This is a genomic window from Pseudoduganella sp. GW821-FHT05F09 (assembly GCF_059419605.1).
This window is the reverse complement of sequence record NZ_JBWKSD010000003.1, coordinates 245,395-270,327: the sequence shown is the minus strand read 5'-3', so window position 1 is coordinate 270,327 and position 24,933 is coordinate 245,395. Positions and strand designations below refer to the sequence as shown.

The following is a 24,933-nucleotide window of genomic DNA, read 5'->3' as shown; positions in this document are numbered from 1 at the left end:
CGTCAGCGCTGCATGCCCCAGCGGCGGATGGTGAGGCGCTCCAGCGTGCGGAAGACCAGGCTGTCCACCAGCAGGCCGATCAGGATCACGGCGGCGAGGCCGGCGAACACTTTGTCGGTGTAGAGCTCGTTGCGGTTCTGGAAGATGTACCAGCCCAGCCCGCCTTTGCCGGACGAGACGCCGAACACCAGCTCGGCCGCGATCAGCGTGCGCCAGGCGAAGGCCCAGCCTATCTTCAGGCCGGAGACGATGGCCGGCAGCGCGGCCGGCACCAGGATCTGCACCACCAGCGGCAGCCCGCGCAGGCCGTAGTTGCGGCCCGCCATGCGCAGCGTTTCGGGCACGCCCTGGAAACCGGCATAGGCGCCCAGCGCCAGCGGCCATAGCACCGCGTGCACGATCACGAACAGCAGGCTGGCGTTGCCCAGTCCGAACCACAGCAGGGCGAGCGGCAGCAGCGCGATGGCGGGCAAGGGATTGAACATGGCGACCAGCGCTTCCAGCAGGTCGCGCCCCAGGCGCGTGGTGACGGCCAGCGCCGTCAGTCCAAAGGCGGCGATCACGCCCAGCACATAGCCCTGCAGCAGCACCGCCAGCGAGATGCGCACGCGTTCCAGCAGTTCGCCGCTGGCGATGCCTTCCACGAAGGCGCGCGCGGTTTGCAGGAAGGTGGGCAGCAGCAGGTCGTTGTTCTGCCAGCGCGCGATGGCTTCCCAGCCGGCGGCCAGCGCCAGCAGGATCAGCGCCTTGCGCAGCCAGTCCTGCTGCCAGGCGCGCTGCGCAAGCGGCAAGGGGCGCGCGACGCTCGCGGGCGCGGCCGGCGTGGCGGCGTATTCGAATTCCTGGCGGATCGGCGGTTCAAGCAGCAGGCTCATAGCGCCAGCCTCCGGCCGATGGCGTCGACAGCGTCGTAGCCGCCCGGCACCGGCACTGGAACCGGCAGTCCCGCCGCAGCGGCGATTGCAATGGCGGCGGCGGAGACAGCGATCTCGTCCGGGACAGCGGCGCGGACGGGAGCGGCGGCGCTTTCAGGTGCGGCGGCGTCCTCGTCAAACAGCAAGCGGTGGATGCGATTGGCGGCGGACTGGAATTCCGGGCTGCCGGTGCTGTGCAGGCCGAACTGGTGGCTGTTCAGTTCCGCGCGCACGCGGCCCGGATGCGGCGACAGCAGCAGGATGCGGTTGCCCACCACCAGCGCTTCCTCTATCGAGTGGGTGACGAACAGCAGCGTGAAGCGCGCCTCCTCCCACAGGCGGCCCAGCTCCTCCTGCATCTTGCGGCGCGTGAGCGCGTCCAGCGCGGCGAAGGGTTCGTCCATCAGCAGCACCTCGGGCTGCATGGCGAGCGCGCGCGCAATGGCCACCCGCTGCTTCATGCCGCCGGACAGCGTGTGCGGATACGCGTCCGCAAAGCCGGCCAGGCCGACTTTGCCTATCCAGTGCATGGCCCTTTCCTCGGCCTCGCTGCGCTTCAGCTTTTTGGAAGCGAGCAGCGGGAACATGACGTTCTGCTTCACGGTCTTCCACGGCGGCAGCTGGTCGAATTCCTGGAACACGGCCACCCGGTCCGGCCCCGGCCCGTTCACCGCCTGCCCGTTAATGCTGATGCGGCCCGCGCTGGGCGCGATGAATCCGCCCGCCGCCTTCAGCAGCGAGGACTTGCCGCAGCCCGATGGCCCCAGCAGCACGAAGCGGTCGCCTCGGTACACGTCGAAGCTCACGTCATGCGTGGCGCGCACCGTATGCGCGCGGCTGCGGTATTCAAGGCTGACGCCCTCGGCCCGCAGCAGCGGCTGCACGGCAGGCTGCTGGGCCAGCTGCGCCCCGGCGCTGGACTGGGTGTGCCACTTCGGCACGGCATGCAATTGCGGCGGCTGGCTCATGGCTGTCCTATCCGCCCTGGCCGATGGCCGGGTCGTCAAAGAAGTAGTCGCGCCAGCTGGCGGGCTGGTTCTTCAGCACGCCCACGCGGTGCAGGAACTGCGCCAGGCCGTAGGTGTTCTGCGGCGCCACCTTGAACTGCACCTGCGGGTTCTTGATGATCTTCAGCAGCAGCGCGCGGTCCACCTTGCTCTTGCTCACGCGCAGATAGGCGTCCGCCGCGCCTTCGGGGTTCGCGGTGGCATACTGCGCCGCCTCCGCCAGCGCGGCGGTGAAGGCGCGGTAGGTCTTCGGATTTTCGTTGCGGTACTTCTCGGTGGCGTACAACACCGTCGACGAACTCGGGCCGCCCAGCACATCATAGGAATTGAGCACGATGCGCGCGTTCGGATTCTGCGCCAGCTCCTGCTCCTGGTATGGCGAATTGCCGAAGTGCGCGTTGATCTCCGTGCCGCCCGCGATCACCGCTGCGGCGGCGTCCGGATGCGGCAGCGTTTGCGTAAGCTTGTCCAGGCGGCTGAACTCCTTGTCGCCCCACTGCTTGGCCACCGCCATCTGCAGGATGCGCGACTGCACCGACACGCCCGCCGCCGGCAGGCCGATGCGGTCCTTCTCGGTGAAGTCGGCGATCGTCTTCACCTTGGGATTGTTGCTGACCAGGTAGTAGGGGAAGTTGCCCAGCGAGGCCACGCCTTTCACGTTCTGCTTGCCGTTGGTGCGGTCCCATATCGTCAGCAGCGGGCCGACACCCGCGCTGGCGATATCGATATTCCCGGACAGCAACGCGTCATTGATGGCGGGGCCGCCGGAGAGCTGGGTGCGCTCGACCACGATGTCGATGCCCTGCTGCTTGCCGTGCTTTTCGATCAGCTTCTGGTCCTGCGCAATGTTCAACAGCAGATAGGTGACGCCGAACTGCTCGGCGATGCGGATGCGTCCTTCGGCCTGCGCCTGCGTGCTCAGGCCCAGCGTGGCGGCAGCGATGGCTGCGGCGATGAATTTCAGTTTGCTCATGCGTGCTCCGGAATGGGTTCAGAAAGGGACGTCGCCTTCGATGGTGGTGCGGTACAGCTTGCGGCGCATATGCGGCGGACAGCCGGCCGCCAGGTGCATCAGCGAGCGGTTGTCCCAGAACACCATGTCGTGGGGGCGCCATTGATGGCGGTAGATGTGCTCGGGCTTGACGCTGTGCGCAAACAGTTCCGCCAGCAGCGCCTTGCTCTCGTCCTCCGGCAGTCCTTCGATGCGGGTGGTGAAATGCTCGCTGACGAAGAGCGCGCGGCGGCCGGTTTCCGGGTGCACGCGCACCACCGGCTGCAGCACCGGCCGCACTTCGTCGATTTGCGCCTGCGTCAACGGCGGGCGGAAGGGATTGCGGCGGCGCAGCTCCTCGTACTGCGCCAGATAGCTGTGCTCCGCGCGCAGCCCCTGCACCGCGCGGCGCAGCGCCACCGGCAGCGTTTCGTAGGCCAGGTGCATATTGGCGAACAGCGTGTCGCCGCCCTCCTCCGGCAGCTCCTGCGCGTGCAGCAGGGAGCCCAGGCTGGGCTTGTCCTTGTACGACAGGTCGGAATGCCAGAAATGGCCGGCGTCGCCCAGGCCGGTGGGCTGGCCGTTCTCGATGATGTTGGAGATGATCAGTACTTCAGGCGCCTCGGCCAGCTGGAAATTGCGCAGCACGTGGATTTGCAGCGGACCGAAGCGGCGGCTGAATTCCACCTGCTGCTGCGGCGTGATGCGCTGGTCGCGGAACACCAGCACGTGGTGGTCCAGGTGGGCGCGGTGCAGGCGCTGGAAGTCGCGGTTGCTCAAGGGCTGGGACAGGTCGAAGTCCGTCACCTCCGCGCCCAGCGGGGCGTCGAACACCTTGATATCGAAAGTCGGGACGGGACTGGGAACGGCAGACATGGGGCGGGTCCTTGCGTTGAATATGCGCCCAGTCTATGCCGCCCGCTTCATGAAGAAAACGAAGCTTATCGGCTATTCATATGCGGTTTTCGTCCGCCAGCGCATGCGCTTTGCGCAGCGCCTCCACCATGGCGGCGAGGGCGCGGGCCTTTTCTGCGGCGCCGGGGACGCGCAGCACGTAGGCCGGGTGGTAGGTGGCGACGATCCAGCGCCCTGCGTGCTGCACCGGCGCGTCCATGTAGTCTTTCAGCGCGGCGTGGCTGTCTTCCAGCACGGCTTTCAGCGCGGTGCCGCCAAGCGCGACGACCACGTGCGGCGCCACCTGCTCCAGCTCGCCCTCCAGCCAATAGCGGCACGCCAGGATCTCTTGCTGCGCGGGCGTCTTGTGCAGGCGGCGCTTGCCGCGCGGCTCCCATTTGAAGTGTTTCACCGCGTTGGTGATGTAGACCGCGCTGCGCTCCACGCCGGCCTGCGCCAGCGCGCGGTCGAGCAGCGCGCCGGCGGGACCGACAAAGGGATGGCCCTGCAGATCTTCCTGGTCGCCGGGCTGCTCGCCCACCAGCATGATGCGCGCCTTCTCCGCGCCCTCGCCCGGCACCGCTTGCGTGGCGTGCTCCCACAGCCCGCAGCGGCGGCATTCGTCCAGCGTGTGCGGCTGCTGGCGCTCGGGCTGGGCTTTCCCGGGTGCGATGGGTATCGTGGTGCCGCTGCGGCGGCCAACGGCGCTGGCCTGGCCCACGCGGCGCGCACCGGCCGCCGCTTGCGACACCATCTCCGGCACCAGCGCGGCTTCCAGCATGTTCTTCCAGAAGCGCGCACGCACGTGGCTGTGCATGACGTCCGGATTCAGCCGGGCAGGGTTGAAGATGCTGCGGTAATAGGTCAGCCACAGCGCTTCGCCCGCATCCTCGATATCGGCGGCGCTGCGGGCGAGCGGACCGGCGGTGTGCAGCGCGGCGCCGTCCCACAGCACGGTGGCGTCCGGCGTGGCGATCAGCCAGGTGGCGCGGCCCATGCGGTCCGCGAAGTGCCGCGCCACCTGCGGCAGCACGTCGTGCGCGGGCTCGAACCAGGCCACGAAGCGCGGCGCGCCCTCGCCCGCCGGGCGTTCGCGGAAGCGCAGATAGGCGTGCATGTCGTGCTCCTCGCGGCGCACGGCGCGGGCCATGGTTTGCAATCGGTTGCCGTCTTCGTCCGCCATCGACATGACCTCCTGCTGTCCCTGCTGCCAGCGCCACAGTACCTTGTACAGGAAAGCCCAGCGGTCCTCGGCGCGGTAGCAGGATGCGGTTTGCAATAGCGCCATCAGCTCGCGCGGCACGCGCAGGGCGGCAAGCGCAGCGGCGCCCGGTCCGGGCACAGGTGGCGCAGGCACAGGCGACGGACTGGCAAAGAGATCGCCGCCGCCACCGGGCGCCATCCATTGTACGGAGCCGGGCGGCACGCGGCGCACGATCAGTCCCCGCGCCGCCGCGCGCCAGCCGTCGAAGTCCGCGACGCAGACCAGCTCGCCCTGCCCGTCCATCAGCCCGCCTGCAGCTCGGGCCACAGGTTCATCTGCTGCGGGGCGTCGGCCATGGCGCGGCGCAGCGTCTCGGACGGGATGGTGTCGCGCGCGGGCGCGTAGTCCGCCACGATGATGAAGGGGGCGATCTTCTTCATGCTGCAGCGCAGGCGCGACAGGTCGGCGTAGCGCACGCGCCGCATACGCCGCAGCTCGACTATGCGTTGCGCGTTGCGCAGGCCGATGCCCGGCACGCGCGCGATCATGCCGGCGTCGGCGCGGTTCAGGTCCATGGGGAAGTGCTCGCGGTTGGCCAGCGCCCAGGCCAGCTTGGGGTCGATGTCCAGGGCCAGGTTGCCGGGTTGCGTACTGTCACCCGGCAGCAGTTCGCTGACCTGGAAGCCATAGCTGCGCAGCAGGAAGTCGGCCTGGTACAGCCGGTGTTCGCGCTGCATGGGCGGCGGCGCCAGCGGCACGCTTTTGGGGCTGTCCGGTATCGGGCTGAAGGCGGAGTAGTACACGCGCTTGAGCTTGTAGCTGCTGTACAGGGTTTCGGCTGTGCCGAGGATGTGCTTGTCGTCGCTGGCGTCGGCGCCGACTATCATCTGCGTGCTCTGCCCCGCCGGCGCGAAGGCGGGCGCTTTGGGCTCCTCGGCCTTTTCGTCCAGCCGCAGACGGATGGCGCCCATGGCCAGCTTGATAGTGTGGACGTTCTTCTCCGGCGCCAGGCGCGCGATGCTGGCCTGCGAGGGCAGCTCGATGTTCACGCTGAGCCGGTCCGCATACAGGCCGGCGGCGGCGATCAGGGCGGGATCGGCGTCGGGTATGGTTTTCAGGTGGATGTAGCCACGGAACTGGTGCGTTTCGCGCAGCTCGCGGGCGATGGCGACCAGCTGCTCCATGGTGTAGTCGGCCGACTGGATGATGCCGCTGCTGAGGAACAGGCCGTCGATGTAGTTGCGCAGGTAGAAATCGACCGTGAGCTTGACCACTTCCTGCACCGTGAAGCGGGCGCGCGGCACGTTGGACGTGCGCCGGTTGACGCAGTACTGGCAGTCGTAGACGCAAAAGTTGGTGAGCAGGATTTTCAGCAGCGAGACGCAGCGCCCGTCCGGCGTGTAGCTGTGGCATATGCCCATGCCGGTGCTGGCGCCCAGGCCGTCCTTGCCGATGGAGTTGCGCTTGGGCGCGCCGCTGCTGGCGCAGGACGCGTCGTATTTCGCCGCGTCGGCCAGGATCTCGAGCTTGTCGGTGAGCTCCATGGTTCGCCTTTATACTGTATTTATGTACAGTATATCGTGGGCGGGCGGAGGGGGGGGCGGAGATTATCGGGTCAGGGGCGGGTCAGCATGGCGGGTTACGCGCTGGCGCGCTAACCCGCCCTACACGCCGATGCGAATCGGCGCTTGGCGCTTACGCGATGGCGGCGTATTTTTCCAGGCGGTTCTTGATGCAGGCGGCCAGTTCGTGGCCGGCGCTGACGGTCATCTCGAGGTCATGCAGGTGGCCGTCCTTCAGGCCGTAGACCCAGCCATGGACGGTCAGTGGCTGGCCGCGGTCCCAGGCGTCCTGCACGATGGTGGTCTGGCAGACGTTGACCACCTGCTCCACCACGTTCAGCTCGCACATGCGCTCGGCGCGCTGGCCCTGCGGCAGCACGTCGCCCAGGTAGCGCTCGTGCTTCTGGTGCACGTCCTGCACATGGCGCAGCCAGTTGTCGACCAGGCCGACGCGGGTGCCGGTCATGGCCGCGTGCACGCCCTTGCAGCCATAGTGGCCGACGACGATCACGTGCTTGACCTTCAGCACTTCGATGGCGAACTGCAGTACCGACAGGCAGTTCAGGTCCGAGTGCACCACCACGTTGGCGATGTTGCGGTGGACGAAGACGTCGCCCGGCGCCAGGCCCAGCAGCTCATTCGCCGGTACGCGGCTGTCGGAGCAGCCTATCCACAGGTACTCCGGCGAAGCTTGCTGCTCCAGGCGCTTGAAGAATTCGGGATCGCGCTGAACCATGGAATCGGCCCAGGCACGGTTGTTGACCAGCAGGTCCGCCAGTGGGGAAACGCTGACGTTGTCGCTTACGCTTAGTTCACTCATATGTCCTCTCATACGTGCGAAGACCGCCCGTTTGCCGGGTTGGCAAGGGGCGGTCCGGGATGTTGCTATCTTACCTGATTTGCTGCGGCGCATCATCTACGCCGGGCAATGATGCTTATTCGAAGAAGTCCTTCACCTTGTCGCGCCAGGTCTTGCTTTGCGGGCTGTGCTTGGAGCCGCCCTCGACCGTGGCACGGTCGAATTCGCGCAGCAGTTCCTTCTGCTTGTCGGTCAGCTTGACCGGCGTTTCCACCGCCACGTGGCAGAACAGGTCGCCCGGATAGCCGGAACGCACGCCCTTGATGCCCTTGCCCTTCAGGCGGAAGGTCTTGCCCGACTGGGTGCCTTCCGGAATGGTGAACGACACCTTGCCCGACAGCGTAGGCACTTCGATTTCGCCGCCCAGCGCCGCGCGCGCGAACGAGATCGGCATTTCGCAATGCAGGTCGTCGCCTTCGCGCTGGAACACCGCGTGCTGCTTGATGTGGATTTCCACATACAGGTCGCCCGGCGGTCCGCCGTTGGTGCCCGGTTCGCCGTTGCCCGACGAGCGGATGCGCATGCCGTTGTCGATGCCGACCGGGATCTTCACTTCCAGCGTCTTGTTGCGCTTGATGCGGCCCGCGCCGCCGCAAGGCGAGCAAGGATCGGTGATGATCTTGCCGGTGCCGTGGCATTTCGGGCAGGTCTGCTGGATGCTGAAGAAACCCTGCTGCATGCGCACCTGGCCGTGGCCGCCGCAGGTCGAGCACGTCACCGGCGCGGTGCCCGGCTTGGCGCCGGAACCGTGGCAGGTGTCGCACTTGTCCCAGGACGGCACGCGGATGGTGGTGTCGAAGCCGTGCGCGGCCTGCTCCAGCGTGATTTCCAGGTTGTAGCGCAAGTCGGCGCCGCGGTAGACCTGCGGACCGGCGCTGCGGCCGCGGCCGCCGCCGCCGAAGATGTCGCCGAAGATGTCGCCGAAGGCATCGCCGAAGCCGCCCGCGCCGAAACCGCCGCCGCCTCCGCCGCCCATGTTCGGGTCCACGCCCGCATGGCCGTAGCGGTCATACGCTTCGCGTTTTTCCGGATTGGTGAGCATCTCGTAGGCCTCTTTGACCTCCTTGAACTTCTCTTCCGATTCCTTGCTGTCCGGATTGCGGTCCGGATGGTATTTCATCGCCAGTTTGCGATAGGACTTCTTGATCTCGTCTTCGGACGCATTCTTCGCGACGCCGAGAATCTCGTAAAAATCACGCTTTGCCATGTGGAGGCACCTTGCTGTATCTACTGGTACTGATTATGCGAAAAAGCCGAGCCGGCCCCTTTCCAGGGATGCACGGCTCGGCGTCAGTCTTGCGGCCGCAGCCGGTGGACTAATTACTTGCTGTCTTTGACTTCCTTGAAGTCAGCGTCCACCACGTCGTCCTGCTGCGCCTTGGCTTCCTGCTGGCCGCCTGCCTGCTGGCCGCCTTCGGCGCCGGCAGCGCCTTGCTGGGCCTGCATGTCAGCGTACATCTTCTCGCCCAGCTTCTGCGAAGCGGTCGACAGCGCTGCCACTTTGGCGTCGATGTCGGCCTTGTCGCCGGCCTTGATCGAGCCTTCCAGATCGGTGATGGCCGCTTCGATCTTCTCTTTCTCGCCCGCTTCCAGCTTGTCGCCGTATTCGGTCAGCGATTTGCGGGTGGAGTGCACCAGCGCGTCGGCCTGGTTGCGCGACTCGGCCAGTTCCTTGACCTTTTTGTCCTCTTCCGCGTTCAGCTCGGCGTCCTTCACCATCTTCTGGATCTCGTCCTCGGTCAGGCCCGAGTTCGCCTTGATGGTGATCTTGTTTTCCTTGCCGGTGGCCTTGTCCTTGGCGCCCACGTGCAGGATGCCGTTGGCGTCGATGTCGAAGGTCACTTCGATCTGCGGCGTGCCGCGCGATGCCGGCGGGATGCCTTCCAGGTTGAATTCGCCCAGGCCCTTGTTGCCGGCCGCGATTTCACGCTCGCCCTGGTAGACCTTGATGGTCACGGCAGGCTGGTTGTCGTCGGCGGTCGAGAACACTTGCGAGAACTTGGTCGGAATCGTGGTGTTCTTGTGGATCATCTTGGTCATCACGCCGCCCAGGGTTTCGATACCCAGCGACAGCGGGGTCACGTCCAGCAGCAGCAGGTCCTTGCGGTCGCCCGACAGCACGGAACCCTGAATCGCGGCGCCCACGGCCACGGCTTCGTCCGGGTTCACGTCCTTGCGTGGATCCTTGCCGAAGAACTCCTTGACCTTTTCCTGCACTTTAGGCATACGGGTCATGCCGCCGACCAGGATGATGTCGTCGATGTCCGATACTTTCACGCCTGCATCCTTGATGGCGGTGCGGCATGGCTCGATGGTGGCGTTGATCAGTTCTTCAACCAGCGATTCCAGCTTGGCGCGGGTCATCTTCAGGGTCAGGTGGACCGGCGCGCCGTTCGCCATGGCGATGTAGGGCTCGTTGATCTCGGTCTGCTGCGAGGACGACAGCTCGATCTTCGCGCGCTCGGCCGAAGCCTTGATGCGCTGCAGGGCGATCGGATCTTTTTTCAGGTCCAGGCCGTTGATCTTCTTGAACTCGTCGATGATGTAGTCGATCACGCGCTGGTCGAAGTCTTCGCCGCCCAGGAAGGTGTCGCCGTTGGTCGACAGCACTTCGAACTGCTTCTCGCCGTCCACGTCCGCGATTTCAATGATCGATACGTCGAAGGTACCGCCGCCCAAGTCGTACACGGCGATCTTGCGGTCGCCCTTGTCGGTCTTGTCCAGGCCGAAGGCCAGTGCGGCTGCGGTTGGTTCGTTGATGATGCGCTTGACGTCCAGGCCAGCGATGCGGCCGGCGTCCTTGGTGGCCTGGCGCTGCGAGTCGTTGAAGTAGGCAGGCACGGTGATCACGGCTTCGGTGACTTCTTCACCGAGGTAGTCTTCCGCCGTTTTCTTCATTTTGCGCAGCACTTCAGCCGAGATCTGCGGCGGAGCCAGTTTCTTGTCGCGCACGCCGATCCACGCATCGCCGTTGTCGGCTTTGGTGATCTGGTAAGGCATCAGCGCGATGTCCTTCTGCACTTCTTTTTCTTCGAACTTGCGGCCGATCAGGCGCTTCACCGCGTACAGGGTGTTCTTGGGATTGGTGACCGCCTGGCGCTTCGCAGTCGCGCCAACCAGGATCTCGCCGTCTTCCTGATAAGCGATGATCGAAGGAGTGGTGCGCGCGCCTTCCGCGTTTTCAATGACCTTGGGTTGACCGTTTTCCATGACCGAAACGCAGGAGTTGGTGGTTCCCAGGTCGATACCGATGATTTTGCCCATGATTTATTTTCCTTGTGTTCTAAGTTTCAGATGCTGCTTATATGTGGGAAATGCTGTGTGATTTCAAGTGCTTGCGCGAAACCGTTTACTTCGCTTGCGCGGCCGTCACGATGGCCGGACGCAGCAGGCGGTCGGCGATCATGTAACCCTTTTGCAGCACGGACACCACGGTATTGGCTTCCTGCTCGGCGGGCACCACGGCCACGGCCTGATGCTTGTTCGGGTCCAGCTTCTCGCCCTGCACCGGCATGATTTCCAGCAGGCGGTTCTTTTCGAAGGCGGAATTGAGCTGCTTGAGCGTCATTTCCACGCCTTCTTTCAGCGATTCGAGCGACGGCGACTCCACTTTCAGCGCCATTTCCAGGCTGTCCTTCACCGGCACCATGGCCTCGGCGAAGCTCTCCACCGCAAATTTGTGCGCTTTGGCAACGTCTTCCTGGGCGCGGCGGCGGATGTTCTCGCCGTCGGCTTTGGCGCGCATGAAGGCGTCGTGCATCTCGGCCAGGCGGGCTTCGGTGCTGGCCAGCTGCTCTTCCAGCGAAGGCGCGCCGGCGTCGGCGGGAGTCGATGGCTGCGCTGGCGCTGCTTCCGCCTCGGGATTAGGGACTGCTTGATTTTCCTGATCTTGCATCTGAAAGACTCCTACAAATCGTATGTTAGACGTGACTCGGTACGGCACGGGCAGCAAGTGGGGCTATAACCTATCTTTTCAAGGGGTATAGGCGCGGCGTTGTTCTATATGTAACTACGCCGTTACAAACTGCCTCACAAGAGATATATTTTTTTGCACCGCAACAGCTACTATGTAATGAAGACGGCGCCGCCGTCGCTCAGCGTACTGGAGCGCATCATGAAGTTGCCACTCATCGCAGCCTCCGTCGTGGCCTACATCCTTTTGGCCGTCGCCTGGATCTGCTATTCCGAGTTATTACGATAGTTTTGCCGCCCGAAGACCGGGTATTGTAACAGGCTGGCACTCACCGCCGGCAAGTGCTGATTATCACTTGAACAGCCCTCGCCCACCGACTGTCAGTTTTCCGCACCAAGCTTGAGGGCGGCCGCGCGGGCGCTTTCACCGGCTTTTTTGAGGGCCTCGCGCTGCGGCTGCGCCATCATGGTCGGCCAGCCTATCATGTGCTGCTCGGCGATCTCGGCCATTGCGGCGATCCAGGCCGGCGTGGCGTTCAGGCAGGGAATGTAGTGGAACTCCTTGCCGCCCGCCGCCATGAAGTCATGCCGCACTTCCATTGCGATTTCTTCCAGGGTTTCCAGGCAGTCGCTGGTGAAACCGGGGCAGATCACGTCCACCCGGCGCGCGCCGTCGCGCGCCAGTTGCTGCACGGTGGGCGCGGTGTAGGGCTGCAGCCACTCGGCCTTGCCGAAACGGGACTGGAAGGTGACCACGTACTGCTCCGGCGCCAGCTTCAGCCTGGCGGCCAGCAGGCGCGCCGTTTTCAGGCATTCGCAATGGTAGGGGTCGCCCAGCAGCAGGGTGCGCTTGGGCACGCCGTGGAAGCTCAGCACCAGCTTGTCTGGACGGCCGTGCGCGTCCCAGTGCGCCAGGATGGACGCCTGCAGCGCCTCGATATAGCCTTCGTGGTCGTGGTAGTTGCGCACAAAGCGCAGCTCGGGCACGTTGCGGATCCGCTTGTAATGGGCGAACACTGCGTCGTAGATGGAGCCGGTGGTGGTGCCGGAATATTGCGGATAGGCGGGCAGGATGGCCACGCGCTCGCAGCCGTCCGCCTTCAGGCGCGCCAGCACGTCCGGCAGGGACGGCGAACCGTAGCGCATGGCCATGGCCACGGTGACGTTGCCGTGGCCGCGCTCGCCCAGCGCGGCGCGCAGCAGCAGCGCCTGCTGCTGGGTGTTGACCTTGAGCGGGGAGCCTTCGCGGGTCCAGATCGACGCGTACTTCTTGGCCGATTTGCCGGAGCGGAATGGCAGGATGATAAGGTTGAGGATAAACCACCACACTGCGCGCGGAATCTCCACCACGCGCGGATCGGACAGGAACTGCTTCAGATAACGCCGCACGGCCGAGCGCGTGGGCGCGTCCGGCGTGCCGAGATTCACCAGCACCACGGCGCTGCCGCCGGTGCTGCCGTGGGTGTGGGGGGGTTCTTTAAGGAAGGCCATGAATCTGCAATGACGAAATCGAAACGCCATTATAGATTAGTTGGCAATCCTCAAACTTTCAGAATGATTTTCATGGCGTGTACTCCGCTGCGTGTATGTCGATAAGGTAGGCCGGAACACGCGGCCTGTCAATGCAAGTGGTGCACGGCAACGCTCCAGGCGGACCTGGCGTTGTCCAGCGCCATGCCCCAGCCGCGCATATTGGGGAACACGGGGATCGGCGTGAGCGCGCGGATTTCCGCCTCCGTCATGACGCGGCCCGGCCGCTCGGGGTCCTCGGGCGTGAGCAGCAGCTGCAAGTCCTCGTGCGCAAACAGCACCAGCTCCACGCGGCCCACCACGCCGTCGGCGCGCTGCGGGTAGAAGCCGATCGCGTCCGCGTGCGTCTTGAACAGCTCTATCATCAGGTCCGTGCCGTTCTCCTGGAAGTCGATGCTGTACGGTCCGCTTCCGGCCGGCAGCGCCGGCGTGAAGAACAGGCACAGCTCGCGGTCGCCGTTGCCCGCTTCGCGCGGCGCGCGCTGCATGGCCAGCTGCAGGAAGTCGGGCCGTTCGCCGCCGGGACCTGTCACCGTGCAGCGCGCCGTTTCGCTGGAAAAAGCCGCCTCGTCGGACTGCTCGGTCAGCCCTATGCTCAGGCAGTGCAGCGCTTCGGCGCCGGTGCGGATCTGCAGGTGGAACTGCACCAGGTCGGGCGCGCCGGCGTGCTGGTCGCCCACCGGCCGGCCGCCGTTGGTGTAGACCGTGAGGCGGCAGCTGTCGTAGTGCAGCAGGCCGCCGCGCAGCTTGAAGTAGAGCTCGCCCACGTCGCGCATCATGCGCACGGCGGTGGGATTGGTTTCCTTCCAGGGATTGGTGACCGCGCGCCGCCGGGCCAGCGTGATGCGGTTGATGTGCTCCTGCAGCTGGCGGGCCGTGTCCTCCTTGATGCGCTCGTACTCCGCCTCGAATTCGGGCGCCAGCGCCTGCTCGAAGCTGAAGGTGGTCAGCGAGGTCTGCACTTCGATCAGGTGGCCCTTGAAGGCCTCCTTGGTCAGCGCGATGGTGGAGGCCATGGCGGAGTCGAGCAGGCTGGCGGAAAAGCTCAGGAAACCGTCCGGCCGGTCAGTGGCGGCCTCGGCAAAGGTGATGGCCAGCATTTCGCCATAGGCCGGATCGGACACCGTCAGCAGCTTGGCAGGCAGATTGTTGGAGATGCCGCCGTCCACCACCGTGGGCGCCGTGCTGCCGGCCCAGATCCGGAAAAAGAAGGGCAGCGCGCAGGAATCGACCAGGGCGTCGGCCAGCGTTTCGCCGGGCTGGGCCAGCACCGTGTCGCGGCTGCCCAGGTCGGTCTTGGTGATTTTCAGTCGCACGCCCCTGCGCTCGACGTCGCCCACCTTGGCCAGCTTCTTATGGGCGAATTTGTCGTTCAGCCAGCCGCGCAGGCCGGCCGTGTCGCGCAGCGATTTACTTTTCACCAGCAGGCAGTAGGCGGCGGCCAGCTTGCCCGGCATGGTCATGCCGCGCATCAGCTGCGCGCCTTTGCCGCCGCGCAGTTCGGCCATGATGGACTGCGCCGAAATGCCCGCCGCGACAAAGCTGGCGACGATGGCGCCGGCCGAGGTGCCGGCCACCTGGGTCACTTCGATTTTATGGTCGGCCTTGAAATCCTGGATGGCTTCGGCCACCGCAAGCAGCGCGGCTATGCGCGCGCCGCCGCCCTGGAATGCGAACTGCATTTTGACCGGCGTAGTCATGCGCCACCTCCGCAATGGATGCGCCGCGCGCCCAAGCGCATGCCCGGCTCTTCCATGCTACTGCGGCGCAATCCTGCCCGCGTTGAGAAAACGCAAATGAGCGCAAACGCAGGCAAACGCGCGCAAAGCCGCGCTAGGAGGCCAGCAGCTCGCGCGCGTGCTTGCGGGTGGTGGCGGTGATTTCCAGGCCGCCCAGCATGCGCGCCACTTCCTCCACCCGCGCTTTGCTGTCGAGCACGTCGATGCGGGAGGCGGTCTTGCCGTTGTCCAGCGTGCCCTTGGCCACCTGGAAGTGCTGGCTGGCCTGGCTGGCTACCTGCGGCAAGTGGGTCACGCACAGCACCTGGCGCGCCTGGCCCAGGCGCTTGAGCAGCCGCCCCACCACTTCGGCCACGCCGCCGCCGATGCCGCTGTCGACCTCGTCGAAAATCAGCGTGGGCGTGGTGGTGGCGTTGGAAGTGATGACGGAAATGGCCAGCGCGATGCGCGCCAGCTCGCCGCCCGAGGCCACCTTGGCCAGCGGACGCGGCGCCACGCCGGCGTGGCCGGCCACCAGGAATTCCACCTGCTCCAGGCCGCGCGCGCCCGGCTCGCAAGGGTTGAGCGCGATGTCGAAAGCGCCGCCCGTCATGTTCAGTTCCTGCATGGCCTGCGTGACGGCCGTGGCCAGGCCCCGGGCCGCGTCGGCGCGGGTGGCGGACAGCTGGCGCGCCACGTCCATATAGGCCGCTTTCAGCTTGGCCTCCTGCTGGCGCAGGCCGTCCAGGTCGCTGGCGTCGGCCAGCTGGCGCAGCTTGGCCGACAGCTGGGCGTGCTCGTCCGGCAGGTCGTCCGGCGCCACGCGGAATTTGCGCGCCGCCGAGTGCAGCGCTTCCATGCGTGCGTCCACCTGGCGCAGGCGCTCCGGGTCCAGCTCCACCCGGTCCAGATAGGTGTTCAGCGCGTACACCGCCTCCTGCAGCTGGATGCGGGCCGATTCGATCAGGTCCACCGTGGGCTGCAGCTCGGCGTCGATGGCGGACAGCTTGCCCAGCTTCTGGCTCAGCGAACCGAGCTGCGAAACAATGGGCTGCTCTTCCGATTCGGAAATGGCGGACAGCGTTTCCTGCGCCCCTTCCAGCAGGCTGGCGGCGTGCGACAGGCGGCTGTGCTCGTTGGAGATGTCCTGCCACTCGCCGGGCTTGGCGGCCAGCTTGTCCAGCTCGCCCACCTGCCACTCCAGGCGCTCGCGCTCGTAAGCCAGGTTGGCGGCGTTGCTTTCGTATTCCTCCAGCTGCCTGGCCAGCGCGCGCCAGGCCTTGTGGGCGGCGGCCACCGCTTTCAGGTTCGCTGCCGCCTCGGCGTCCTTGATGGTGGCCTGGTTGTCCAGCAGCTCGCGCTGGGCGTCCGCCTTCAGCAGCGACTGGTGGGCGTGCTGGCCGTGGATGTCCACCAGCATGTCGCCCAGCTCGCGCAGCTGCGCGGCGGTGGCGGCCACGCCGTTGATATAGGCCTTGGAGCGGCCCGCGTTGTCGATCACGCGGCGCAGCAGCGCGCCGCCCTCGTCGGCCGCGAACTCGTTGGCCGCCAGCCACTCGGCCGCCTGCGGCGTGACGGCGAAGTCGGCCGTGATGTCGGCCTTGGACGCGCCTTCGCGCACCACGCTGGCGTCGCCGCGGCCGCCCAGCGCCAGCGTCAGCGCGTCGATAAGGATGGATTTGCCGGCGCCGGTTTCGCCGGTGAACACTGTGAAGCCTGCGGAAAATTCCAGTTCGATGGTGTCGACGATGACGAAGTCGCGGATAGACAGAGTACGAAGCATAGGCGAGTGCGGAGGTGAGCGGAGTGAGGGTTAAACCAGTTTCCCGTCGCCGGACGGGTATTCGTTCCAGTGCAGCTTTTCGCGCAGGGTGTTGTAGTAGCTCCAGCCTTCCGGATGCAGGAAGGTGATGGCGTGCGGCGAACGCTTGATGATGATGCGGTCCTGCGCCTGCAGGCTGGCGAAGGTCTGCATGTCGAAATTGACGGTGATGTCGCGCCCGCGCACGATTTCAATCTGGATGGCGCTGGAGTCGGGCAGCACGATGGGGCGGTTCGACAGCGCGTGCGGCGCGATCGGCACCAGTACGATGCCGCCCAGCGTGGGGTGCAGCAGCGGGCCGCCGGCCGACAGCGCGTAGGCGGTGGAGCCGGTGGGCGTGGAGATGATCAGGCCGTCCGAGCGCTGGTTGTACATGAAGTGGCCGTCCACGTCCACGCGCAGCTCGGCCATGCCGGCGCCGGCGCCGCGCGACACCACCACGTCGTTGACGGCCAGGCCCACATGGATTTCCTTGCCGTCGCGCCGCACGCTGCCTTCCAGCAGGGTGCGCCGTTCGGCCTGGTAGCTGCCGGCCAGCATCTGCGCCAGTACCGGCAGCATGGCTTCGAGGGCGATGTCGGTCATGAAGCCGAGCCGGCCCTGGTTGATGCCGATCAGCGGCACGTCGTAGGGCGCCAGCTGGCGCGCCAGGCCCAGCATGGTGCCGTCGCCGCCCATCACGATGGCGGCGCTGGCGTGCTGGCCGATCTGGTCCGGCGTCATGGCCGGCAGGCCGGCCATGCCCAGGTGGCCCGCCGTTTCCGCCTCCAGCACCACGTTGTGGCCGCCCTCCTTCAGAAAAGCCAGCAGGCTGCGCACGGGCGCTTCGATGCCGGCTGTGTTCTGCCGGACTACCAGGGCGATGGTGTTGAATAAGGCGTGCTTGGCGGGCATAGATCTCTCGGTCTTGATTGGGGGTAGCAACACTAGTCAGAGTAACCGATAATGCAGCCTTCTGCCATGCATCAGCACGCGCACAAATACTGTATATGCACCCAGTATAAATCGGCGGACGGCGGAGCGCAAGCGCAGGCAGCTAACCTACAGGAGAATGGCATGGCAAAAGTATTGGGCGTGGGCGGCATCTTTTTCAAATCGCGCAATCCGCAGGCGCTGATGGCGTGGTACCAGGCCCACCTGGGCTTCCCTGCCGAGTCCGGCGACTACGCCTCCTTCGCGCCCGGCGCCATGCCGGCGGGCGGCAGCACCGTGTTCAGCCCCTTCAAGGACACCACCGGCTACTTTGCGCCGTCCAAGCGCGAGTTCATGTTCAACCTGGTGGTGGACAACCTGGACCAGGCCCTGGCCCAGGTGGTGGCCGGCGGCGCCGAACTGGTGGGCGATCCGCAGACCTTCGACTACGGCCGCTTCGGCTGGTTCATGGACCCGGACGGCAACAAGGTCGAACTGTGGCAGCCCACCGTCGCCGCCGAATAATTCCTCAGTGCCCGCTGGCGGCGCCGGCCATCATGGCGCCGGCTATGGCCAGCGACAGCGAAATGCCGTGCGCCAGCATCAGCACCGACCAGCGCGCCACGGTGGCCAGCTTGCCGCCGCCGTACACGCGCTTCATGGCCCAGGGCAGATAGCCAACCAGCCAGCACAGCAGCACCAGGTTGACGAAGGAATAGTCGTTGACCTTGATGGCGGCGAACATCACAAAGGCGAAGGCGCTCACGTGCAGCGCGAACAGCAGATGCTCGCCATAGCGCCGGCCTGAGCCGAGATAAAGCAGCTTCAGGTACAGCGCGAACAGCGGCATCAGCGCGAACATGGCGTATGGACCGTAGTGGAAGAAGCCGTCCGACAGCGCCTTGCTCTTGGCCTCCCTGGGCAGGCTGTCGAAGTGGTCGATGCGCTCGGCCAGGCCCGGCATCCGCGCGCGCAGGTCGTCGTCCAGTTCCACCACGTTGCCGTAGCCGCTCTTCACCTTGCTAAGCCCGTACTTCGCCTTGGCGCGCTCCTTGCCCACCTCCTCCGCGCGCTCGGCGGCCTGTTCCATCGACTGCGGCGCGTCGTTGCCCAGGTTGATCACTTCCGTGTTGGTAAATTTCAGCAGCGCAAAGAACAAAATGCTCAAGGTCAGGTAGAGCCGCAGCGGCTCCACGTAGCGCTTGCGGCGCCCGGCCAGGTATTCATTGGTCAGCGCGCCCGGGCGGAACAGCAGACGCGTGAACGTGCCCCACAGCCTCCCTTCCAGCGCCACGTAATGGCCGATGAATTCATGCGCAAACTCGGCCAGGCTGGGCGCATGCGTGCGCGTTTCCTGGCCACAGTTGTGGCAGTAGTTGCCGCTGACGGCGGCGTTGCAGTTCAGGCAGTTGGCGGGCGCGGCGTGGGAGTCGGCAAGTTCGGGCTTCACGGCTGGATTCTCTATGGAGGCGGCACAAGCGGGAATGTTACCTGAGTTCATGCCAAAGATGCACTATTTCAATAAAGTTCAATTGCGCGACTGCGCCGCGGCCACGGCGCTAAGATGGCCACTCGATGCTGACAAGTGAGGCCGAACATGGTTACCGAAGGCAAGGACCGCCAGGTCAACACGACCGTGCCGGTGGGCAGCGACGCCGGCAAACGCCTGCCGCATGAGCGCGACGAGTCGCCGGAAGGGCACACGCCGCCGGCCCGCAGCGTGATACGGCAAGCCGCCAGCGACCTGGAACAGGGCCTGGTGGACACCGACCTGCACGGCACGCGCGGCGTGGAAAAAGTCCAGCCGCACCCGCCCGGCAAGGCACAGCCGCAGCCCGGCAGCAAACGCGACTGACAAGGCCGCGCAAAGGCCGCGCAACATACCGCACACACGAAAGGGAATTCATGCGCCATCCCGTCCCACCGCGCACCGCGCCGCAGACCCACGCCACGCCGATCCGCCCCGCACTCGCGGTGATCGCCTTCGCCGTCGCCGCCCTGGTGGTGATGGCCAGCTCGGCCGACGCGCAAAGCTATCCGCCCGGCTTTGGCCCGCAACCGGCCCTGCCCGCGCCCGAGCGCTCGCTGGTGCCCACCGTCAATGTGGCGCCGGTGGCGCGCTGGCCGAACGGCGCCGCGCCCGCCGCCGCGTCCGGCTTCACGGTGCGCGCCTACGCCAGCGGCCTCGACCATCCGCGCTGGCTGCACGTGCTGCCCAACGGCGACGTGCTGGTGGTGGAGACCAACGCCCCGCCCAAGCCGGAGGACGGCAAGGGCATCAAGGGCGCCATCATGAAGTCGCAAATGAAAAAGGCGGGCGCGGTCACGCCCTCGGCCAACCGCATCACGCTGCTGCGCGGCCTGGACGCGAACGGCGCGGCGGCCACGCGCACCGTGTTCCTGAAAAACCTGAACTCGCCCTTCGGCGTGGCGCTGGTGGGCCAGGACCTGTACGTGGCCAATACCGACGCCGTGGTGAAATTCCCCTACAAGGAAGGCCAGACCGAAATCACGGCCGCGCCCGTCAAGGTGATGGACCTGCCGGGCGGCCCGCTGAACCACCACTGGACCAAGAACATCATCGCCAGCGCGGACGGCAAATACCTGTACGCCACGGTGGGCTCGAACAGCAACGTGGCGGAAAACGGCATGGACAAGGAGGACGGCCGCGCCGCCATCTGGCAGCTGGAGCTGGCCACCAGCAAGGCCAGGCTGTACGCCACCGGCCTGCGCAACCCGAACGGCATGGCCTGGCAGCCGCAATCGCAGGCGCTGTGGACCGTGGTGAACGAACGCGACGAGCTGGGCAACGACCTGGTGCCGGACTACCTGACCTCGGTCAAGGAAGGCGCCTTCTACGGCTGGCCATACAGCTACTTCGGCCAGCACGTGGACGCGCGCGTCAAGCCGTCCAAGCCGGAACTGGTGGCCAAGGCGATTGCGCCGGACTACGCGCTGGGCGGCCACACCGCCTCGCTGGGTCTGGCCTTCTACGACGGCAAACTGTTCCCGGCCAGCTACCGCGACGGCGCCTTCATCGGCCAGCACGGCTCCTGGAACCGCAAGCCGCACAGCGGCTACAAGGTGGTGTTCGTGCCGTTTGCCAGCGGCAAGCCATCCGGCCCGCCGCAGGACTTTCTCAGCGGATTTTTGACTGCGGACGGCAAAGCGCAAGGCCGTCCGGTAGGCGTGGCAGTGGACAAGAGCGGCGCGCTGCTGGTGGCCGACGACGTCGGCAACATCATCTGGCGCGTAACGCCGAAGGGTAACTGAAAGAGCGCGCACAACGGGCAAATTTGCCGGAGCAGCCCAGCCGGCCTTACACACTGGAGACGACAATGAGCTATCTGGACCGAGACACTTATGGCATTTACCGCGACACGGACGCCGGCCCCGGCCCGCGCCTGATGGGGGCCGACACGCTGATGGGCGAGGACGTGTACAACCGCATGGACGAGGACCTGGGCGACATCAAGGAATTCATGCTCGACATGCAGACCGGACAAGTGGCCTATGCGGTGCTGTCCTTCGGCGGCATCCTGGGCATGGGCAACAAGCTGTTCGCCGTGCCCTTCCAGGCGCTGGAGCTGGACACCGTGAACAAGCGCTTCATCCTGGACGTGAGCAAGGAGCGCCTGGAAAACGCCCCCGGCTTCGACAAGGACAACTGGCCGGACATGGCCAGCGCCGAGTTCAGCAGCGAGATCCACAGCTACTACGGCACCCAGCCGGGCGCCGGCTACCGCACCGCGACCGGCAGCGTGATGGGTTCGGGCACCAGCACAATGCAGAGCGGAGACATCGGCAGCAGCAGCGGCGGCGTGGGCAGCAGCAGCTACAACCCCGGCAACAAATCCTGAACGCCAGCGGGATTTAAGCAAAGCGCATAAAATTCCTGCTTTACCCAACCGGCAAAGAAGGATTTTTTATGCGCATACTACACACCATGCTGCGGGTCGGCGACCTGCAGCGCTCCATCGACTTCTACACCAAGGTGCTGGGCATGACGCTGCTGCGCACCAGTGACAATCCCGAATACAAATACACGCTGGCCTTCGTCGGCTACGGCTCCAACCCGGACCATGCCGAGCTGGAACTGACCTACAACTACGGCGTGGACAGCTACGAGCAAGGCACGGCCTACGGCCACCTGGCGATCTCGGCGGACGACATCGTGGCCGCCTGCGCGGCGGTCAAGGCCAACGGCGGCAACGTCACGCGCGAACCCGGCCCGGTCAAGGGCGGCAGCACCGTCATCGCCTTCGTCACCGACCCGGACGGCTACAAGATCGAACTGATCGAGCGCCAGTTCGACGCCCAGGGCGGCGGCCTGCGCTAAAAAAAAACCGGGGCCAGGCCCCGGTTTTTTACTTCACCAGCAATTCGTTGATCGGCACCAGGTCCGCTTCCTTCAGGGTGCCGGCCGCCGCTTTCAGGCGCAGGCCGTTCATGATGGTGTCGTAGCGGGCGCGGGACAGGTCGCGCTGGGTCGAGTACAGCTGGCGCTGCGCGTTCAGCACGTCGATGTTGATGCGCACGCCAACCTGGTAGCCCAGCTTGTTCGAATCCAGCGCCGACTTGCTCGACACCTCGGCCGCTTCCAGCGCACGTACCTGCGCCAGGCCGCTGTTCATGCCCAGGTAGGCGGTGCGCGCGTTCTGCGCGGCGGCGCGGCGCGTCGCTTCCAGATCGTTGCGCGCCTTGTCTTCCAGCGCGATCGATTCGCGCACCTTGCTGGTCACGGCGAAGCCGTTAAACAGCGGCACGTTCCACTGCACGCCGATGCTGTTGGTCTTGGTGATACCGGAGGCGGTCACGCTGTCGCGGCCCTTGCTGGCCACCAGGTCCAGCGTCGGCAGGTGGCCGGCGCGGTTGCGGTTGATGTCGCGCTTGGCGATTTCCAGGTTCAGCTGCGCGCCCATCACCGAGTAGTTCTGCTGCTCGGCCGACGAAATCCACGGCTCGATGGCGGCCGGCTGCGGCGCGGCGATGGTCACGCCGGTGCGCAGCGTGGACAGCGAGGCAGGCGCGGCGCCGATGATCTGCTGCAGCGCGTTGCGCTTGACTTCCAGGTCATTGATGGCGGCAAACTCCTGCGCCACCACCAGGTCATACGCCGCTTGCGCTTCGTGCGTGTCGGTGATGGTCTGCGTGCCGACCTCGAAGTTGCGCTTGGCCGAGGCCAGCTGTTCGGTGGTGGCCGATTTCTGCGCCTGGGTGGACGACAGATTGTCCTGCGCGGTCAGCACGTCGAAGTAAGCCTGCGCCACGCGCGTGATCAGGTCCTGCTGGGCCTGCGCGAACACGGTCTCGCTGGCGGCCTGCGACAGTTTGCTCTGCTGGTAGGATTCCCAGCGGTCCCAGCGGAACAGCGGCTGCGACAGCGACAGCGCCCACTGGTTGCGCGAATTGTCGCGCGGACCGCTTTGCGGGCCGAACACCGGGTCGTCCGACTTGGTTTCGAAGTCGCCGGTGATCTTGGTGCTGGAACCGCCCAGGCCGATAACCGGCAACAACTGGGAACGCCCTTGCGTCGTCCTTTCCTGACCCGCAGCAAGTGCAGCGCGTGCGCTGGCATAGGTGGCGTCGTTGGCGAGCGCCTGCTGGTACACTTGGATGAGGTCGGCCGCCTGTGCATTGATGGTCAACAGTGCGCTGCTGATCAGCAAGGCGATTAAGGGTTTCTGCATTGCGTTCTCCGTGGAATCATAACAATTAGTATTTTGGCATGGCGCTGTCGACCTGCACAGCCCAGGCATGGATGCCGCCCGTCAAATTCGTGATCTTGCCGAAACCGTTGCGCTCAAGGAAGGCAGCGACCTGCGTGCTGCGCGCCCCGTGGTGGCAGATGCAGACGATGGCCGCATCCTCATCGAGGTCGTCGATGCGGGCCGGAATCGAATTCATCGGCATCAGGGTCGAGCCGTCGATATGGCAGGTCTCGTATTCCCAGTTCTCGCGCACATCCAGCAGAAACGGGCTGGGGCGCGCTTCGTCGGCCAGCCAGTCGGCCAGTTCCAGCGCAGTAATATGTTGCATGCGGCGCTCCCGTCCGTTTAGAACGTGAACTGCGACGGCTTGGCGGCGTTTTGCAGCGGCTTGACGTCGGTTTCAAACAATTTCTTCTGCTCGTAGCCGTCCGAGGTGCGGGTCACCAGCACGCCCGACATGGACGGCGCTTCGCCGATGATGGCGAACACGCGGCCGCCCACTTTCACTTGCTGCAGGAAGGCTTCCGGCAGCAGCGGCACCGAACCCGACAGCACGATCAGGTCGAACGGGGCGCCATTGGCCCAGCCCTGCGCGCCGTTGCCCAGCTCCACGGTGACATTGGTGATGCCGGCGGCGGCCAGGTTCTGCTCGGCCTGCGCCTTCAGTTCCGGCGAAATCTCGACGGTGGTGACGTGGCGGCCCTTGTGCGCCAGCAGGGCGGCCATGTAGCCGCTGCCGGTGCCGATTTCCAGCACGTTCTCGTGTTTTTTCAGCTGCACGTCCTGCAGGATGCGCGCTTCCAGCTTGGGCGTGAGCATGAATTCGCCGTTGCCCAGCGGGATTTCCGTATCGACGAAGGCCAGGTTTTTATGGCTGGCGGGAACGAAGTTCTCGCGCTTGACCACGTTCAGCAGGTCCAGCACGTCCAGTTCCAGGACGTCCCATGGACGGATTTGCTGTTCGATCATGTTGAAGCGGGCTTGTTCGATATTCATCTTTAAACTCGGTGAAGGATTAAATAATCCGTCATTTTATCGTTGAACTGGTCAGGACGGCATATTAACGATATCGGCGACGGACTGAGTGAAATTGCGACAGTCTGCAGATTCGGGGGGCTGAACGTGCAAAAACCGCCCCGGGCTGCTTAATTTTATGGCACGCCGGGGGCGCCGTCCGGCCGCAGGCCGCGCAGGGCCAAGTCGAGGAAGGCGGCCATATACTTATCCGGGTCGATGCTGCCGCCGCCGCCGCAGGGCAGGAAGGCGTGGTTCCACATCATCAGCATCAGCACCGGGGCGCTCAGCACCGGCATCAGCACCTGCGGATCGTGCGGGCGGAACTCCCCGCGCGCCAGGCCGCGCTCGAGCACGCGCACGATCAGCGCATTGCCGCGCGCCACCACCTCGTCCTCATAGAAGCGCACCAGCTCCGGGAAATTGCCCGACTCGGCCATCATCAGCTTGGTGATCCCGGCCAGCTTGGTGGCGCCCACCTGGCCCCACCAGCGCATCAGCATTTCGCTCAGCAGCACGCTGCTATGGGCTTCCGACGCGGCCAGGTCCAGCTCGGCCTGGCCTATGGCCTGGCCGATGGTGGCGCGCACCACGGCCTTGAACAGTTCTTCCTTGTTCTCGAAATACAGATAGAGGGTGCCTTTGGACACGCCGGCGCGGCGCGCCACGTCCTCCAGGCGGGTGGCGGCGAAGCCGCGCTCGACAAATTGCTCCAGCGCCGCCGCCAGCAATTCCTGGGGCCGCGCGTCCTTGCGCCGTTCCCAGCGCGGTTTGGTGTCAGTCGGGGCTTGCATAGGTCTGATAACTACTTACTTTTGAGTCATTAATATTAGTCGTCAGACATCTGGCAGTCAAGCTTGCCCTGCCAGGCGCCTGAATTAGC

General features: G+C 65.5%; 24 protein-coding genes. 5 read left to right on the top strand and 19 right to left on the bottom strand.

Annotated features, from left to right (window positions below; all coding sequences use genetic code 11):
- Nucleotides 1-2: 2 nt before the first annotated feature.
- The 14 genes from AC07S4_RS11030 to AC07S4_RS10965 form a co-directional block, all read right to left on the bottom strand.
- Nucleotides 3-875 carry an ABC transporter permease gene (locus AC07S4_RS11030; protein WP_494986688.1) on the bottom strand — a complete coding sequence of 291 codons (873 nt, stop codon included), beginning with the start codon at nucleotides 873-875 and terminating at the stop codon, nucleotides 3-5.
- A complete protein-coding gene (locus AC07S4_RS11025) occupies nucleotides 872-1,882 on the bottom strand; it encodes an ABC transporter ATP-binding protein (protein WP_494986687.1) in 1,011 nt (336 codons plus the stop codon). The genes AC07S4_RS11030 and AC07S4_RS11025 overlap by 4 nt, the downstream gene beginning before the upstream one ends.
- 7 nt (nucleotides 1,883-1,889) lie before the next feature.
- Nucleotides 1,890-2,894 carry an ABC transporter substrate-binding protein gene (locus AC07S4_RS11020; RefSeq protein ID WP_494986686.1) on the bottom strand — a complete coding sequence of 335 codons (1,005 nt, stop codon included), beginning with the start codon at nucleotides 2,892-2,894 and terminating at the stop codon, nucleotides 1,890-1,892.
- Between the two features lie 18 nt (nucleotides 2,895-2,912).
- Nucleotides 2,913-3,788 (bottom strand): TauD/TfdA dioxygenase family protein, encoded by an 876-nt coding sequence (locus AC07S4_RS11015; protein ID WP_494986685.1) that lies wholly within the window; start codon nucleotides 3,786-3,788, stop codon nucleotides 2,913-2,915.
- Between the two features lie 76 nt (nucleotides 3,789-3,864).
- On the bottom strand, nucleotides 3,865-5,313 hold the full coding sequence (locus AC07S4_RS11010; RefSeq protein WP_494987134.1) for a UdgX family uracil-DNA binding protein: 1,449 nt from the start codon (nucleotides 5,311-5,313) through the stop codon (nucleotides 3,865-3,867).
- Nucleotides 5,313-6,554: a putative DNA modification/repair radical SAM protein gene (locus AC07S4_RS11005; RefSeq protein WP_494986684.1), complete on the bottom strand. Its 1,242-nt coding sequence runs from the start codon at nucleotides 6,552-6,554 to the stop codon at nucleotides 5,313-5,315. Before AC07S4_RS11005 ends, AC07S4_RS11010 begins: the two co-directional genes overlap by 1 nt.
- 151 nt (nucleotides 6,555-6,705) lie before the next feature.
- The gene (can, locus tag AC07S4_RS11000) at nucleotides 6,706-7,392 is read right to left on the bottom strand and encodes a carbonate dehydratase (RefSeq protein ID WP_494986683.1); all 687 of its coding nucleotides are present in this window, start codon (nucleotides 7,390-7,392) and stop codon (nucleotides 6,706-6,708) included.
- A 115-nt stretch (nucleotides 7,393-7,507) separates the two neighbouring features.
- Nucleotides 7,508-8,638, bottom strand: a complete 1,131-nt coding sequence (dnaJ, locus tag AC07S4_RS10995) for a molecular chaperone DnaJ (RefSeq protein WP_494986682.1) — start codon at nucleotides 8,636-8,638, stop codon at nucleotides 7,508-7,510.
- 113 nt (nucleotides 8,639-8,751) lie between these two features.
- Nucleotides 8,752-10,695, bottom strand: a complete 1,944-nt coding sequence (gene dnaK, locus AC07S4_RS10990) for a molecular chaperone DnaK (RefSeq protein ID WP_494986681.1) — start codon at nucleotides 10,693-10,695, stop codon at nucleotides 8,752-8,754.
- An 85-nt stretch (nucleotides 10,696-10,780) separates the two neighbouring features.
- Nucleotides 10,781-11,326, bottom strand: a complete 546-nt coding sequence (gene grpE, locus AC07S4_RS10985; protein ID WP_494986680.1) for a nucleotide exchange factor GrpE — start codon at nucleotides 11,324-11,326, stop codon at nucleotides 10,781-10,783.
- A 398-nt stretch (nucleotides 11,327-11,724) separates the two neighbouring features.
- Nucleotides 11,725-12,834 carry a ferrochelatase gene (gene hemH, locus AC07S4_RS10980; protein WP_494986679.1) on the bottom strand — a complete coding sequence of 370 codons (1,110 nt, stop codon included), beginning with the start codon at nucleotides 12,832-12,834 and terminating at the stop codon, nucleotides 11,725-11,727.
- 128 nt (nucleotides 12,835-12,962) lie between these two features.
- Nucleotides 12,963-14,573 (bottom strand): patatin-like phospholipase family protein, encoded by a 1,611-nt coding sequence (locus AC07S4_RS10975; protein ID WP_494986678.1) that lies wholly within the window; start codon nucleotides 14,571-14,573, stop codon nucleotides 12,963-12,965.
- Between the two features lie 133 nt (nucleotides 14,574-14,706).
- Nucleotides 14,707-16,374 (bottom strand): DNA repair protein RecN, encoded by a 1,668-nt coding sequence (gene recN / locus AC07S4_RS10970; RefSeq protein ID WP_494986677.1) that lies wholly within the window; start codon nucleotides 16,372-16,374, stop codon nucleotides 14,707-14,709.
- 30 nt (nucleotides 16,375-16,404) lie between these two features.
- Nucleotides 16,405-17,307, bottom strand: a complete 903-nt coding sequence (locus tag AC07S4_RS10965; protein WP_494986676.1) for an NAD kinase — start codon at nucleotides 17,305-17,307, stop codon at nucleotides 16,405-16,407.
- Nucleotides 17,308-17,469: 162 nt separating this feature from the next.
- On the opposite strand from AC07S4_RS10965, the gene AC07S4_RS10960 reads away from it, so the two are divergent.
- Nucleotides 17,470-17,850, top strand: a complete 381-nt coding sequence (locus AC07S4_RS10960; protein WP_494986675.1) for a VOC family protein — start codon at nucleotides 17,470-17,472, stop codon at nucleotides 17,848-17,850.
- Nucleotides 17,851-17,854: 4 nt separating this feature from the next.
- Here AC07S4_RS10960 and AC07S4_RS10955 read toward each other — a convergent pair whose 3' ends face one another.
- A complete protein-coding gene (locus AC07S4_RS10955) occupies nucleotides 17,855-18,775 on the bottom strand; it encodes a DUF3667 domain-containing protein (RefSeq protein WP_494986674.1) in 921 nt (306 codons plus the stop codon).
- Between the two features lie 147 nt (nucleotides 18,776-18,922).
- Between AC07S4_RS10955 and AC07S4_RS10950 the strand changes: the two genes are divergently transcribed.
- The 4 genes from AC07S4_RS10950 to gloA all read left to right on the top strand — a co-directional run bounded on the left by AC07S4_RS10950 (nucleotide 18,923) and on the right by gloA (nucleotide 21,664).
- Entirely contained in the window at nucleotides 18,923-19,180 is a 258-nt protein-coding gene (locus tag AC07S4_RS10950; RefSeq protein WP_494986673.1) for a hypothetical protein, read from the top strand.
- 152 nt (nucleotides 19,181-19,332) lie between these two features.
- Nucleotides 19,333-20,598 carry a PQQ-dependent sugar dehydrogenase gene (locus tag AC07S4_RS10945; protein WP_494987133.1) on the top strand — a complete coding sequence of 422 codons (1,266 nt, stop codon included), beginning with the start codon at nucleotides 19,333-19,335 and terminating at the stop codon, nucleotides 20,596-20,598.
- A 65-nt stretch (nucleotides 20,599-20,663) separates the two neighbouring features.
- The gene (locus AC07S4_RS10940) at nucleotides 20,664-21,185 is read left to right on the top strand and encodes a PRC-barrel domain-containing protein (protein ID WP_494986672.1); all 522 of its coding nucleotides are present in this window, start codon (nucleotides 20,664-20,666) and stop codon (nucleotides 21,183-21,185) included.
- A gap of 68 nt (nucleotides 21,186-21,253) precedes the next feature.
- The gene (gene gloA / locus AC07S4_RS10935) at nucleotides 21,254-21,664 is read left to right on the top strand and encodes a lactoylglutathione lyase (protein ID WP_494986671.1); all 411 of its coding nucleotides are present in this window, start codon (nucleotides 21,254-21,256) and stop codon (nucleotides 21,662-21,664) included.
- A gap of 28 nt (nucleotides 21,665-21,692) precedes the next feature.
- On the opposite strand, the gene AC07S4_RS10930 is transcribed toward gloA, so the two are convergent.
- The 4 genes from AC07S4_RS10930 to AC07S4_RS10915 form a co-directional block, all read right to left on the bottom strand.
- Nucleotides 21,693-23,015 (bottom strand): TolC family outer membrane protein, encoded by a 1,323-nt coding sequence (locus AC07S4_RS10930; RefSeq protein ID WP_494986670.1) that lies wholly within the window; start codon nucleotides 23,013-23,015, stop codon nucleotides 21,693-21,695.
- A 25-nt stretch (nucleotides 23,016-23,040) separates the two neighbouring features.
- A complete protein-coding gene (locus tag AC07S4_RS10925) occupies nucleotides 23,041-23,364 on the bottom strand; it encodes a rhodanese-like domain-containing protein (RefSeq protein ID WP_494986669.1) in 324 nt (107 codons plus the stop codon).
- A gap of 17 nt (nucleotides 23,365-23,381) precedes the next feature.
- The gene (locus tag AC07S4_RS10920; protein WP_494986668.1) at nucleotides 23,382-24,032 is read right to left on the bottom strand and encodes a protein-L-isoaspartate O-methyltransferase family protein; all 651 of its coding nucleotides are present in this window, start codon (nucleotides 24,030-24,032) and stop codon (nucleotides 23,382-23,384) included.
- Nucleotides 24,033-24,187: 155 nt separating this feature from the next.
- Complete coding sequence (locus AC07S4_RS10915) at nucleotides 24,188-24,844, bottom strand: TetR/AcrR family transcriptional regulator (protein WP_494986667.1); 657 nt, start codon at nucleotides 24,842-24,844, stop codon at nucleotides 24,188-24,190.
- Between the last annotated feature and the right edge of the window lie 89 nt (nucleotides 24,845-24,933).